The sequence below is a fragment of the Pseudomonas sp. YQ_6 genome (genome assembly GCF_043103245.1).
GTDB classification, from domain to species: Bacteria; Pseudomonadota; Gammaproteobacteria; order Pseudomonadales; family Pseudomonadaceae; genus Aquipseudomonas; species Aquipseudomonas alloputida.
On record NZ_JBICJR010000012.1, the window covers coordinates 83,574 to 96,650 of the forward strand.

At 52.3% G+C, this 13,077-nt stretch carries 12 protein-coding genes; all 12 read left to right on the forward strand.

The window, feature by feature from the left end:
- Window positions 1–4: 4 nt before the first annotated feature.
- The 12 genes from cmk (at window position 5) to ACF8FG_RS03890 (ending at window position 13,056) form a co-directional block, all read left to right on the forward strand.
- A complete protein-coding gene (cmk, locus tag ACF8FG_RS03835; protein WP_003252672.1) occupies window positions 5–682 on the forward strand; it encodes a (d)CMP kinase in 678 nt (225 codons plus the stop codon).
- Between the two features lie 124 nt (window positions 683–806).
- Window positions 807–2,483 (forward strand): 30S ribosomal protein S1, encoded by a 1,677-nt coding sequence (rpsA, locus tag ACF8FG_RS03840; RefSeq protein WP_003252673.1) that lies wholly within the window; start codon window positions 807–809, stop codon window positions 2,481–2,483.
- 497 nt (window positions 2,484–2,980) lie between these two features.
- Entirely contained in the window at window positions 2,981–3,283 is a 303-nt protein-coding gene (ihfB, locus tag ACF8FG_RS03845) for an integration host factor subunit beta (RefSeq protein ID WP_010952810.1), read from the forward strand.
- A 19-nt stretch (window positions 3,284–3,302) separates the two neighbouring features.
- Window positions 3,303–3,566 carry a lipopolysaccharide assembly protein LapA domain-containing protein gene (locus tag ACF8FG_RS03850; protein ID WP_003260859.1) on the forward strand — a complete coding sequence of 88 codons (264 nt, stop codon included), beginning with the start codon at window positions 3,303–3,305 and terminating at the stop codon, window positions 3,564–3,566.
- Window positions 3,567–3,668: 102 nt separating this feature from the next.
- A complete protein-coding gene (locus ACF8FG_RS03855; protein ID WP_019439150.1) occupies window positions 3,669–5,102 on the forward strand; it encodes an MBL fold metallo-hydrolase RNA specificity domain-containing protein in 1,434 nt (477 codons plus the stop codon).
- A 244-nt stretch (window positions 5,103–5,346) separates the two neighbouring features.
- Window positions 5,347–6,399: a Wzz/FepE/Etk N-terminal domain-containing protein gene (locus ACF8FG_RS03860; RefSeq protein WP_019439151.1), complete on the forward strand. Its 1,053-nt coding sequence runs from the start codon at window positions 5,347–5,349 to the stop codon at window positions 6,397–6,399.
- Window positions 6,400–6,510: 111 nt separating this feature from the next.
- On the forward strand, window positions 6,511–7,728 hold the full coding sequence (locus ACF8FG_RS03865; RefSeq protein WP_014592019.1) for a glycosyltransferase: 1,218 nt from the start codon (window positions 6,511–6,513) through the stop codon (window positions 7,726–7,728).
- 10 nt (window positions 7,729–7,738) lie between these two features.
- Entirely contained in the window at window positions 7,739–9,223 is a 1,485-nt protein-coding gene (locus ACF8FG_RS03870; RefSeq protein WP_119713377.1) for an oligosaccharide flippase family protein, read from the forward strand.
- Window positions 9,224–9,261: 38 nt separating this feature from the next.
- Entirely contained in the window at window positions 9,262–10,119 is an 858-nt protein-coding gene (locus tag ACF8FG_RS03875) for an SDR family oxidoreductase (protein WP_019439152.1), read from the forward strand.
- An 18-nt stretch (window positions 10,120–10,137) separates the two neighbouring features.
- Window positions 10,138–11,151, forward strand: coding sequence for a polysaccharide biosynthesis protein (locus tag ACF8FG_RS03880; protein ID WP_014592017.1), 1,014 nt, complete (start codon window positions 10,138–10,140; stop codon window positions 11,149–11,151).
- Window positions 11,152–11,212: 61 nt separating this feature from the next.
- Window positions 11,213–12,004 carry a glycosyltransferase family 2 protein gene (locus ACF8FG_RS03885; RefSeq protein ID WP_023390080.1) on the forward strand — a complete coding sequence of 264 codons (792 nt, stop codon included), beginning with the start codon at window positions 11,213–11,215 and terminating at the stop codon, window positions 12,002–12,004.
- Window positions 12,004–13,056 (forward strand): EpsG family protein, encoded by a 1,053-nt coding sequence (locus ACF8FG_RS03890; protein ID WP_014592016.1) that lies wholly within the window; start codon window positions 12,004–12,006, stop codon window positions 13,054–13,056. Before ACF8FG_RS03885 ends, ACF8FG_RS03890 begins: the two co-directional genes overlap by 1 nt.
- Window positions 13,057–13,077 lie beyond the last annotated feature (21 nt).

Below are 13,077 nucleotides of genomic sequence, written 5' to 3' on the forward strand. Positions count from 1 at the left end.
TTCAATGGCACCGGTTATCACCATCGACGGGCCAAGCGGCTCGGGCAAGGGCACGGTCGCCGGGCTGATTGCCCGCGAGTTGGGCTGGAAGCTGCTGGACTCTGGCGCGCTGTATCGCTTGCTGGCATTCAATGCCAGCAACCACGGCGTCGACCTGACCAACGAAGAGCTACTGACCAAGCTTGCCGCCCATCTGGATGTGCAGTTCATCGCTGCCGAGCCCGGTAAGCTGCAACAGATCATCCTTGAGGGTGAGGACGTCAGCAACGTCATCCGTACCGAAACCGTCGGTGCTGGTGCATCGATGGTGGCCTCGCTGCCGGCGGTGCGTGATGCGCTGCTGGTACGTCAGCGTGAGTTCCGCGAAGTGCCAGGGCTGATTGCTGACGGGCGCGACATGGGTACCGTGGTGTTCCCGGACGCGCCATTAAAGGTCTTCCTCACCGCCAGCGCGGAGGAGCGCGCACGTCGCCGCTACCTGCAGTTGAAGGGCAAGGGTGAAGATGTTAGTCTGTCGAGTCTGCTGGATGAGATTCGTGCGCGTGATGAACGTGACACCCAACGTGCAGTGGCCCCGCTGAAACCAGCGGCCGATGCCATTCAGTTGGACTCTACCGAGTTGTCCATCGAGCAGGTGTTGCAACGTATCAGAAGCGAGATCGCCCAGCGCGACCTTATCTGATAGCCAGGAAAGCAGGCAGGGGCACCAGTCAACGTCCTGCCGGCTTTCCTTTACTTAAAACGAACCCACATTGTCTGGAATGTGGTTATGGGCGTCTGTTTCGCCCGAATCTACAGGAATTAAAATGAGCGAAAGCTTTGCAGAACTCTTTGAAGAAAGCCTGAAAACCCTCAATCTTCAGCCGGGTGCGATCATCACCGGTATCGTTGTCGACATCGACGGCGACTGGGTTACCGTACACGCTGGCCTGAAGTCCGAGGGCGTCATCCCGCTCGAGCAGTTCTACAACGAAGCTGGCGAGCTGACCATCAAGGTCGGTGACGAAGTTCACGTTGCGCTGGACGCGGTCGAAGACGGCTTTGGCGAAACCAAGCTGTCCCGTGAAAAAGCCAAGCGCGCCGAGTGCTGGATTGTTCTGGAAGCAGCTTTCGCCGCCGAAGAAGTGGTCAAGGGCGTTATCAACGGTAAGGTTAAGGGCGGCTTCACTGTCGACGTTAACGGCATCCGTGCGTTCCTGCCGGGCTCCCTGGTTGATGTCCGCCCAGTGCGCGACACCACCCACCTGGAAGGCAAAGAGCTGGAATTCAAGGTCATCAAGCTGGACCAGAAGCGCAACAACGTTGTCGTTTCCCGTCGCAGCGTGCTGGAAGCCGAGAACAGCGCCGAGCGCGAAGCCCTGCTGGAAACCCTGCAGGAAGGCCAGCAAGTCAAAGGTATCGTCAAGAACCTCACCGACTACGGCGCATTCGTGGACCTGGGCGGTATCGACGGCCTGCTGCACATCACCGACATGGCCTGGAAGCGCATCAAGCACCCATCGGAAATCGTTAACGTTGGCGACGAAGTCGACGTACGCGTTCTGAAGTTCGACCGTGAGCGCAACCGCGTTTCGCTGGGTCTGAAGCAGATGGGCGAAGATCCGTGGGTAGCTATCACTGCCCGTTACCCAGAAGGTACTCGCGTACAGGCTCGCGTTACCAACCTGACCGACTACGGCTGCTTCGCTGAGCTGGAAGAAGGCGTTGAAGGTCTGGTACACGTTTCCGAAATGGACTGGACCAACAAGAACATCCACCCGTCGAAAGTCGTTCAGGTTGGCGACGAAGTGGAAGTCATGGTTCTGGACATCGACGAAGAGCGTCGTCGTATCTCCCTGGGCATCAAGCAGTGCAAGTCCAACCCATGGGAAGACTTCTCCGGCCAGTTCAACAAGGGTGACAAGATCACCGGTACCATCAAGTCGATCACCGACTTCGGTATCTTCATTGGTCTGGACGGCGGCATCGACGGTCTGGTTCACCTGTCCGACATCTCCTGGAACGAAACCGGCGAAGAAGCCGTACGTCGTTTCAAGAAGGGCGACGAGCTGGAAACTGTCATCCTGTCGGTTGACCCAGAGCGCGAGCGCATCTCCCTGGGCATCAAGCAGCTGGAAGACGATCCGTTCTCCAACTTCGTTGCTGTCAATGACAAGGGCGCTATCGTCAAGGGCATCGTGAAAGAAGTTGACGCCAAAGGCGCCATCGTCACCCTGGCCGACGACATCGAAGCCACTCTGAAAGCTTCCGAAATCAGCCGTGACCGCGTTGAAGACGCGCGTAACGTTCTGAAAGAAGGCGAAGAGATCGAAGCCAAGATCATCAGCGTTGACCGCAAGTCCCGCGTTATCAGCCTGTCGATCAAATCGAAAGACGACGCTGAAGAGCGCGAAGCTATCCAGAGCCTGAAAAACGCTCCGGAAGCTGCTGCCGACACCACCATGGCTGCGCTGCTGCGCGAAGCAATGGCCAAGCAGAACTGAGTTCTGTTTGATCGGTAAAAAGGGCGACCCTCGGGTCGCCCTTTTTTTTGTGCTCCGCAACCAGGTGGCGCGGCGGATGGCACTGCTGGATCACGCCAGCTTCAGGCTGGCGAAGCCCGTTGTAGGAGCGGGTTCACCCGCGAATCAGGCAGCGCGGTGGATGGCACCGGCTTCGCCGGTGTTCGCGGCTAAACCCGCGCCTACGCCGATGGCGCCAGTGTAGGAGCGGGTTCACCCGCGAATCAGGCGGCGCGGTGGATGGCACCGGCTTCGCCGGTGTTCGCGAGTAAACCCGCGCCTACGCCGATGTCGCCAGTGTAGGAGCGGGTTCACCCGCGAAGCAGGCCCCGCTGGCCAGTCTAAGCGGTAGACCATTCTTGAATTACTTCAATCTTGAATTTTTTTATTAAGTCAAGATCCACCCTGTTCAAATCCTTCCCAGCGTGCTACAAACTGGTTAAGCAATGATCTAGCTGCTTGATAACGAAGGGAAAAATATGACGAAGTCGGAGCTGATCGAACGTATTGTCACCCATCAGGGGCTGCTCTCGTCCAAGGATGTGGAGCTGGCCATCAAGACCATGCTTGAGCAGATGTCACAATGCCTGGCTACCGGCGATCGCATCGAGATCCGCGGTTTTGGCAGCTTCTCGCTGCACTATCGCGCCCCTCGCGTAGGCCGTAACCCGAAGACCGGCCAGTCGGTCAGCCTCGAAGGCAAGTTCGTGCCGCACTTCAAGCCCGGCAAAGAGTTGCGTGACCGGGTCAATGAAGACGAGCATGAAGAGGCCCACACCTGATTCCACAAGGAGCAATCTGATGCGTAACCTCAAGCGCGCCCTGGCGGCGGTGTTCGTGCTGCTATTGGCGGCTGTGGTGTTGTTCTTCGTGCTGGAGAACCAGCAAACCGTGTCACTGGTCCTGTTCGGTTGGGCTGCACCCGCCATGCCGGTTGCTGTCCTGGTGTTGGCTGCCTTGGTCATTGGCCTGGCAGTCGGGCCGTTGCTGGGGGCCTACGGCGTGCAGCGCAGCAAGCGCAAGATCAGGGCTTCTGCTCGTCAGGCGGCATTGAACGGCAACTAAGGAAATTTCCTACACCTACTAAAGAAAGGTTCACCTATGCATGCGTCGGTCGTCATGGAGTAATAGTCCACTTCATTTTCGGTCCAGGCGAGTGTGCGCAGCATGGAATATCCCAGCCTTTCCCATCACGGTGGTACCCGGGGTGTCACCGGGTCCTGTCACCAGCTGCACCTCGGTCCATCCACCAGTTTGCTGGTCGACTGCGGGCTGGAACAGGGAAGTGATGCGCCGCCCGGTGCAGAATCCGCCCCTCTCGGTTTTGATATCCAGGGTATTCAGGCTCTGGTCATCACCCATGTCCATCTCGACCATGTTGGGCGCATCCCTGCGCTGCTGGCAGCGGGTTACCGTGGTCCTATCCTGTGCAGCGAGCCCTCGGCCCGGCTGCTGCCGCTGGTACTGGAAGACGCCTACAAGCTGAGCATCAGCAGCGAGCCTGCGCAGGTGGCGCGCTATCTCGAATTCATCCGTGACCTTATCGTGCCGCTGCCCTTCGAGCAGTGGCACACGGTGGTTGAGTGCCCTGGTCTTGCCTGTCGTATTCGCCTGCAGCGTGCAGGGCATCTGCTGGGTTCCGCTTATGTCGAGTGCGATATGCAGCATGAGCAAACCAACAGCCGGTATGTGTTTTCTGGCGATCTGGGCGCTTCTGGCAACCCGCTGCTGCGCCCGGTGCAGCCCCCGGAGCGTGCTGACGTGCTGGTGCTGGAAAGCACCTACGGCGACCGCCTGCACCCGCAGGCAGACGACCGCCGTCAGCGGCTGGAAGACGCCATCGACCGAGCCCTCGCCGACAAGGGCACCCTCTTGATTCCTGCATTCAGTCTTGGTCGTACGCAGGAGCTGTTGTACGAGCTGGAAGACATTCTGCACCGCAAAGCCCTGCTGAACACTACTGGTCCGGCTCCGGACGGTGAGTCAATCGACTGGTCACAGTTGCCCATCATCCTCGATTCGCCCTTGGCTCAGCGCATCACCAGCGTGTACCGGGAGCTGCACGAATACTGGAATGCAGAAGCCAGGGCGCGTGTTGCTGCAGGGCGCGATCCACTCGGCTTCAGCCAACTGATCAGTGTGGACACCCATGCCCGCCACCAGCAGGTGGTCAATTACCTCAAGAGCACCGGGCGACCGGCGATCGTGATTGCCGGCAATGGCATGTGTTCGGGTGGGCGCATTGTCAACTACCTCAAGGCCATGCTTGGGGATCCGCGGCATGAGGTGATGTTTGTGGGGTATCAGGCTAAGGGGACGCCGGGGGCGGTGATACAGGCGAGTGAGGGGGCGGAGGGTTTTGTGCAGATCGACCTGGATGGGCATATGTACGAGGTGCGGGCAAAGGTCATGACATTGTCGGGGTACTCGGGGCATGCGGACCAAAAAGGGTTAGTGAGCTTCGCAACACGAGGCGCTAGCTTGGCAGTGAATATCCTCTTAGTGCACGGCGATCCTAATGCGAAAGCTGCGTTGAGCCAGGCCTTGATGACCGCAAGCTTAGCGTTCAAGCACAAGGTAGAGGTGAGCATTCCTCGATAACGACCTGACAATCTGAACAGGCCATGGTGGAACCAGGGCACTACTTTTATGGTCATTGCCTCTCAGGTCACATGGGGGGGCAGCATTTTTCCCAGCTTCCTTCGGTCAGCTCCAGGATCAAGCAGAGGCTAATTGCCGCTGCGCTCGATTTTAGTTACCGTAGGAGCGGCCGCTATAGAATTCAGCGCTGCTTGGTATACCAGTAGTCTGTTCAGCTTATCGGAATCAAGGAAAAATAAAAGAAATGCGCAATGACCTCGAGCGCTTCAAGCAAGAGCGTGAATTTGATATTTTCGATTTGACTGAAGGGGTATGGCGGCAGCGTTGGTTGGTGCTGGTGGTTACTGCAGTGGTGGTGGCGGTCTTCGCTATTTACGCGATTGCAGTGACGCCCGTTTATCAAGCCAAGCTGAATGTTCAGCCTCCGTTAGATAGCGATATCAATCAGCTGAATGTCGGGCGGTCGGATGGCAAAGGGCTCCTTGTGCCAATAACGGCAAAGTTTGTTAATGATGTATATTTGCGAAACTTGCAGTCCAATGTTTTGCGTCAAATGTTTTACAAGCGTGTCTATTTGACGAGTTTTGTTGAAAATGTTGAGGGTGAATCGCAAGCAGGGCTTTATGCAAAATTTAATTCTCAGTTTTTGGTTGGTATACATCAGTCAGAGCAATATGCAACAGTAACGGTGTTGGCAGAAGATCCTAAACAAGCTGCTGATTGGGCTGTGCGCTATGCGGAGATGGCGGGTGAGCAATCAAAAAAAGAGTTGATAGAAAGGGTGGTGTCAGACTTTAAAGTTGAAGCTGATAATCTTCAGCAGTCTATAGATTCTGCGCGGGCGAAAGCCAGGCTTGAGCGGGATGACCGCATTGCCCAATTGACAGAAGCCTTGAAAATATCAAAGTCGATTGGTTTGGAAAAACCGCCGATTATTGAAAATAATCTTTCGTCTGAAGTTTCTGCAGGTATGAATGGGTCGTTAATGTACATGCGGGGGAGCAAGGCTCTGGAGTCGGAAATTCAGAATCTCCAGACACGCTCGTCTGATGATCCATTCGTCAATAACCTCCGCGAGCGTGAAGAGCAGGCGGCCGTTTATCGATCTTTGAAGGTTAGTCCTGATCAATTTTCGGTGTATCGTCAGGATGGTGTGGTCGAGATACCAGAGACGCCGATTAAACCAAGGAAGGCATTGCTGGTGGCTGTCGGAATGTTTGCGGGCTTGTTTCTAGGGATTTTTATTGCTCTTGTTCGCGAGGCTTGGCGTTTCCGTCAGGCGCGTTTGCGCACGTAGTCAATAGCCGGTTGGCCGGTGCTGTGAGTTATCGTATTCCTTGAAGACAAGCGCCATGGAACGACTCACCAGGCTAAAGCAATGATCAAATTTTAAAGGGTTCGATTAAAAATGAATGAGCGATATCTAGTCTCAGTGGTAGTGCCAACCCATAATCGCTCAAAGTATGCGATCCCTTGCGTAAAAAGCCTGCTGGAAATTAAAAGCGAACGGCTGCAGGTTGTTGTGCATGACACCAGCAATGATGACTGTGCTCTCGCGGCGTGGGCGGCCGCCCAGACAGATTCGCGTTTGGTGTACGTACATTGGAAAAATCGTCTTTCCATGACCGAGAATCATGAGCGTGCGATTGAGCTGGCAGAAGGCGAATACGTATGCCTGATCGGTGACGACGACACAGTCTCCGCGAGAATCATCGAAGCAGCCGAGTTCGCAAAATCTGAGGCGATCGAAATGCTGACGCCACAGGTAAAAGCGTTTTACTACTGGCCTGACTTTCGGACCAGGTTCTATGGCGCCGCGCATGCCGGGCGCATTTACTTGGACGATTTTTCCGGTGGATGCATGCAGTATGACGTGAAAGCACGTTTGGATATTGCACTGCATGAAGCTTGTCAGGGTACTGATGCGTTACCCAAGCTTTATCACGGATTGGTCAAGCGCCGTCTTCTGGATGAGCTTCGGCAGCGTAGCGGCAAGATCTTCTATGGAACTAGCCCCGACATGTCAGCCTCCATCTCGCTATCTCTGATAGGTAAAACATACTCCCTCATAGACTTTCCCTTTACCATGCCAGGCGGTGGCGGAGGCAGCAATAGCGGGCGCAGTGCTATGGGGAAGCACAAGGGAGATCTTAAAAGCGATCCACACATGAAGCCGTTCACCGATCTGCGTTGGCCGCCTGAGTTGCCGATGTTTTTCAGTGTGGAGACTGTCTGGGCCCACGCTGCATGGGCCACCCTTGAGGGCTTAGGTGATAAAGCTCGTCAAGCCCAGTTTAATCTGGCTCGGCTTTATGCTTTATGTCTTTTCCATCATCGGGATTATGCAAAGGAGGTGCTCTCGGCGCGGCGTGCTGCTAAGCAAGGCGGATGCACCCAAGTCGGTACTGCCCGGATCGTTTCGGAGCTGTTCTCTGTCGTCTGCAAGTATGCGCTTGCGAGGTTTAAGCGCGTTTTGAAGCCCAAGGCTAGTAATGGTCGAGAAGTAGTAGCTGTGGTTGAAGACGTGTATCTCGCCCGGCAGGCCTTGGATCAGCGACTGCCTTTGAGCTTGTCAGGCTCTGCACAAAGCGAGTCATCGTCAGTAAACGCTCAAGGTAGTGAGTGATTGTGCAGCCATGAAGATAGCCAACCTATCATCGCTATTGCTTGCCAGTTTTTCTGGAAAATTGATCTATGCGTTGGCAAGCTTGGTTTCCCTGCCTGTGGCAGCACATGTCTTGGGGGCCGAAGCGGTGGGGTTGGTCGGTTTCTTCACCACGCTTCTGATGGTACTGATGGTGCTAGAGGGAGGGCTTACCAGTAGTGTAATACAGCGTTTGGCGAGTATCAGAGGCTCACGATTAATCGGGCGCTCACATCGTCCCATTTTCGCACTCATCAATACCTATCTGCTGGTGTTCACCTTAATGGGTTTGGTGGCGGCGTTAGTGATTGTGATGGCTTCACCTATGCTTGTGTCAAGTTGGCTGAAGCTCACCGTGATTGCTGAGCAGCAAGCACTATATAGTTTGTATTGTATGGCTATATTTATTGGGCTGAATCTCCCGGTGATGTTGTTGCAGGGGGTGTTCGCCGGCCATGAGCTCCAGCAGTCTTTAAATAAGATTTATATTCCGTACTCCATAATGCGGACGCTAGGCGTGCTTCTGGTTGTTAGCGAGGTTTCGCGTCTTAATAGTGTGGTTGGCTATTTTGTAGTTCAGGTTGTGGTGCAATTTGTTTATGTCCTTTCCTTGCTCTTGGTGTTGAAAAGGCACGGAGCTCTCGGGCGAGCCAGGGTCCACTTTAAATATCTGAAGCACGGAATTGCTTTTAGTCGAGGGGTTTTTCTAATCTCACTGACCTCGCTGATAACAGTGCAATACGATAAGGTATTCATGAGCGGTAAGCTTGGCTTGGAAGAGTATGCTTATTACAGTCTGGCGAGCACGATCGCTGGATTTCCCTACATATTCTCGACAGCGTTTAATGCTGTTTTGTTTCCGAGGTTTTCAAGTAACTTGCGGCTTGGCCAGTTGGACGTAATAGAAAAAACATTTCGTGCTGCACTGGTTTTGTTCTCCCTTGTCATGACCATTATGTGCAGTGCGGTATTCTGGTTTGCTCAGCCCGTTCTACTTATGCTGTTTGAGCCGTTCCTGGCAAACGGAATGGCGATCGTGTTGCCGTGGCTATTGGTTGGAACGGCATTACAATCTCTCTTAATTATTCCCTTCGCGCTGCAGTTGGCGGCAAGTTGGACTTCACTGTCTTTTCGCTTGAATTTGGTGGCAGTGCCGGTCATGCTGTTGGCACTACCCACTCTGGTGACTCACTTTGGAGCGGTCGGCGGAGGGTACACTTGGGTGCTTTACAATTTGTTTTCGCTTGCGTGTACTGCATATTTCACCTGCCGTCGCTTTCCTTGGTTAAAGAGCGCATATAGGGCCTGTCTGATAGCTGTGCTCTTCACTACGGCGCTGGCGAACGGAATTTTTTTCCTATGTTCAATTTGGTTAAGCAGCGGTTTGGCTGTCTTGGTCGTCACGTGTCTTTCTTCGGCAGCGTTGTGCGCAGTAGGCTTGGTAGTTTTTCGACGGCATCTTGCTGGACTCAGATGACGTGACCGTATACGCTTTCCTGATTAGGGAGAATGACAATGAAAATCATGGTGCTCGGTGCGTCCGGGATGTTAGGTAGCGCGGTATTCAGGCATCTGGCGTCTGATCCGCGCTACGACGTATGTGGTACCGTCCGTAGTGCGGGAGTGTTACGATTTTTCTCACCGGCTGAGCAGGTGCGCATTCAGGTGGGTATCGATGTGCTTAACCAAGATGAGGTTTTAGCACTGTTCAATCAGCACCGTCCTGACGTAATAATCAATTGCACCGGTTTAATAAAGCAACTGGCAACTGCAAACGATCCGCTTGCTGTACTGCCGATCAACTCTTTGCTACCCCATCGGCTGCAAAAGATAGCCAGTTTGATTGGCGCTCGTCTAGTTCATATTAGTACGGATTGCGTGTACGCCGGCACTCGAGGGATGTACATTGAGTCAGACCCGTCTGATGCAGAGGACCTTTATGGTAAGTCGAAGTATATTGGAGAGGTCACTGATGCGACTAATGCCATTACACTCAGGACTTCCATTATTGGACATGAGCTGAGCAGTAGCAAATCACTCATTGATTGGTTCTTGTCGCAAACAGGTCCAGTGAAGGGTTATCAACGAGCGATTTTTTCAGGCTTGCCCACCGTTGAATTAGGTCGGATCATCGGCAATCTCGTTTTGCCTAATGCTGAATTAAGCGGCCTTTATCACGTGTCAGCTGAAGCCATTGACAAGTATTCGCTGTTAAGTAAAGTCGCGAGAATTTATGGTAAGGCTATCACTATTACAGCCGATGATGAGGTAGTCATTGACCGGTCTCTCGATTCGACACGTTTCCGAGAAGCTGTCGGATATGTGCCTCCCTGTTGGGATGATTTGATATCTAGCATGCGCGACTTTAAATAGATTTATCAGGGCAAATATATGTTCAAAAATAAAGTATTGATGATTACCGGTGGCACTGGATCGTTCGGTAATACAGTGCTAAAGCGCTTTCTGGATACTGATGTTAAAGAAATAAGAATATTCAGTCGCGATGAAAAAAAACAAGAAGACATGCGTATCGCCTTGGGTAACGACAAGGTAAAGTTTTATATTGGCGATGTTCGGGACTATAGCAGCCTTATACAGGCAATGGTGGGCGTGGATTATATTTTTCACGCTGCAGCACTAAAGCAAGTTCCATCTTGTGAATTTTTTCCAATGGAGGCCGTGAAAACCAATGTCATGGGGACTGAAAACGTTCTCAATGCGGCGGTTGAGTGTAAGGTCAAGCGCGTTGTTGTTTTGAGTACTGATAAAGCGGTTTATCCCATAAATGCGATGGGTATTTCCAAGGCTCTAGCTGAGAAGTTGGTAATCGCGAAATCTCGGATGATTCCCGATACTTCACCCACCGTTATATGTGCCACTCGTTACGGCAATGTCATGGCGTCCCGCGGGTCAGTGATTCCGCTATTTGTGAATCAACTTAAGTGTGGGCAGGCGTTGACGGTCACAGACCCCAATATGACGCGTTTTCTGATGTCATTGGAGGATTCGGTCGATCTGGTTTTGCACGCGTTTGAGCACTCCCAGCAGGGTGATATCTTTGTTCAGAAAGCGCCCGCTTCGACAGTGGGAGATTTGGCGGAAGCGCTCAAGCAGCTCTTTGTATCAAGCAGTGAAGTCAAGGTGATTGGTACCCGGCACGGCGAAAAGCTCTACGAGTCATTGATATCTCGCGAAGAGATGGCTAAGGCTGAGGACATGGGGCGGTACTATCGGATACCTGCCGACAATCGCGATCTGAACTATGAGAAGTATGCTTCTGATGGCGAGCAGGAGGTCTCTCAGCTTGATGACTACACCTCTCATAATACAACGCTGCTGTCCATCGAAGAAATCAAGGAGACGTTGTTGAGGTTGGAGTATATTCAGCAAGAGTTGAAGGTTTGACTGCGATGTCTCTTTGGTTGCAGTACATTATCTTTAATGGTGCTGGAAAAGGTGGTTCGCAGTGACAAAGGCTTCTGTCAGTGTAATTGTTCCTTGCTATCGGAGCAAAGCATCAATTTCGCGTGCGGTCGAATCGGTGTTTACGCAAACCCTGAGGCCGATCGAAGTAATTTTGGTTGATGACTGTAGCCCAGATGATACGCTTGAACAACTGTATGCCGAGCAGCAAAAATACCCTGCGGGCTGGATAAAAGTGATTGAACTGCCACAGAATGGTGGGCCAGGGAGTGCGCGCAATGCAGGCTGGGCACAGGCGAACGGCAAGTATGTGGCGTTCTTAGACTCTGATGATTGTTGGCATGCTCGAAAAGTCGAACTTCAGTACAACTGGCTTGAGCAGCACCCCGAAGTAACTTTGTTGGGACAAAAATTTGCTTCGGGGATGCAGCGAGAGCCGGCTGTAGAGGATGTGAGTTGTACCCAGGTAACAAAGCGACAGCTACTGTTTTCTAATCAATTTACTACATCGTCGGTAATGCTGCAGCATGGCGTGAAAAGTCGATTTAAACAAGGGAAGCGCTACTGTGAGGATTATCAGCTCTGGTCTGATATCCTTTTTAAGGGGGGGGTGTGTTGCAATATGGATTTTCCGTTGGTCAAAACCTTTAAACCTGTTTATGGGGATTCTGGTTTGAGCGGGCAGTTATGGTCTATGGAGTTGGGTGAATTAGGTGTTCATGGCGCGCTGTTGCGGGAAAAGAGAATTGGGATCCTGCCATTTTTGTTGGCCGTGTCGTGGTCGATGCTGAAGTTTGCCCGACGTGTCGTAAACTCATATGTGCGAAGACGTTAATGATCTATATCTTCGGCTGGGCAATGATGCTGTTGGCGCTAGTCGCTTCTGAAATTACCAAGAACAGGAGCCGTATTCCTGTGGCTTTGGTGATTTTGTTTGTTGCGGTAGTAGCTGTATTGCGCGGTGCTGTTGGCACGGATACTAACACCTATGAGTGGTTGTTGGGTTTGGCTACCTTGGATCCTTTGGCGGGAGGGGTTGAGCCTGCCTTTACTTTCCTGGGCTGGATTTTCATGGGCGTTACAGGCTCTTCTGTTGGCGCAGTGAGATTATTTGGTCTTTTGCTATTTATTGTTCTTTTTTATTATTTGTTGCGCTCCAATGGGAATGAGCGATTTTTTTTGTTGTCCTGTTTCTTACCTTCCTTTATTTATCAGTACAGCATGAATACATTGCGATTAGGTTTGGCCAGTGTGTTTTTGCTTTTGGCATTCCAATATGCTCGACGGATTCGTTACTCAAGACGGGTGGGTTTTTCGTTGATCGCTTTGGGGTTTCATTATTCCTCGATTTTTAACGTCGCCTATCTGATGATGTTGCGCGTCCCGTGGGCGCGCTGGAGCAGTGTAATTGCCGGCCTTGGTTTTGTAGTGTGCGTGGCGTTATTACTGATCCTTAAAAGTGATTATTTTCTGATGAAGCTTAGTGCTTACAGTGCAGTTTCATCACCTGGAAAGTTTTCTGGCATGAGTAAGGTGGTGGTCATTGCAGTAATGCTCATGGCGGTTGCGGCTTCGCGCATGCCGCGCAGCGACAAAATAAAATTAGTGATTCTTACTACTGTTTTAACAATCGCATTTTTTGCGTTAGCAAGCATTAGTTATGCTGGGTTGCGATTTCTCGATTTGTTGTCGTTCTCGCTGCCGTTAGCCGTTCTGGTAGCGTATAACGATAATGAGCGCTCCTTGGACTGGGCGATAAAAATAGGGCTATCGGCAGTTGGGATCTTGTCAATGGTGGCTAGTTATAGGAACTATCTCCAGGAAATGGGGCAGGGTCCTAGCCCTTTTTTGCCTTATCATTTACTGGATGCACTCGGCGGCCTGTAAGTTGGTGTCGCAAGGTTGTGA

Bases quoted from the DNA above. Each gene is read 5' to 3' on its own strand.
- cmk (WP_003252672.1), top strand. From the start codon at position 5: ATGGCACCGGTTATCACCATCGACGGGCCAAGCGGCTCGGGCAAGGGC.
- rpsA (WP_003252673.1), top strand. From the start codon at position 807: ATGAGCGAAAGCTTTGCAGAACTCTTTGAAGAAAGCCTGAAAACCCTC.
- ihfB (WP_010952810.1), top strand. From the start codon at position 2,981: ATGACGAAGTCGGAGCTGATCGAACGTATTGTCACCCATCAGGGGCTG.
- ACF8FG_RS03850 (WP_003260859.1), top strand. From the start codon at position 3,303: ATGCGTAACCTCAAGCGCGCCCTGGCGGCGGTGTTCGTGCTGCTATTG.
- ACF8FG_RS03855 (WP_019439150.1), top strand. From the start codon at position 3,669: ATGGAATATCCCAGCCTTTCCCATCACGGTGGTACCCGGGGTGTCACC.
- ACF8FG_RS03860 (WP_019439151.1), top strand. From the start codon at position 5,347: ATGCGCAATGACCTCGAGCGCTTCAAGCAAGAGCGTGAATTTGATATT.
- ACF8FG_RS03865 (WP_014592019.1), top strand. From the start codon at position 6,511: ATGAATGAGCGATATCTAGTCTCAGTGGTAGTGCCAACCCATAATCGC.
- ACF8FG_RS03870 (WP_119713377.1), top strand. From the start codon at position 7,739: ATGAAGATAGCCAACCTATCATCGCTATTGCTTGCCAGTTTTTCTGGA.
- ACF8FG_RS03875 (WP_019439152.1), top strand. From the start codon at position 9,262: ATGAAAATCATGGTGCTCGGTGCGTCCGGGATGTTAGGTAGCGCGGTA.
- ACF8FG_RS03880 (WP_014592017.1), top strand. From the start codon at position 10,138: ATGTTCAAAAATAAAGTATTGATGATTACCGGTGGCACTGGATCGTTC.
- ACF8FG_RS03890 (WP_014592016.1), top strand. From the start codon at position 12,004: ATGATCTATATCTTCGGCTGGGCAATGATGCTGTTGGCGCTAGTCGCT.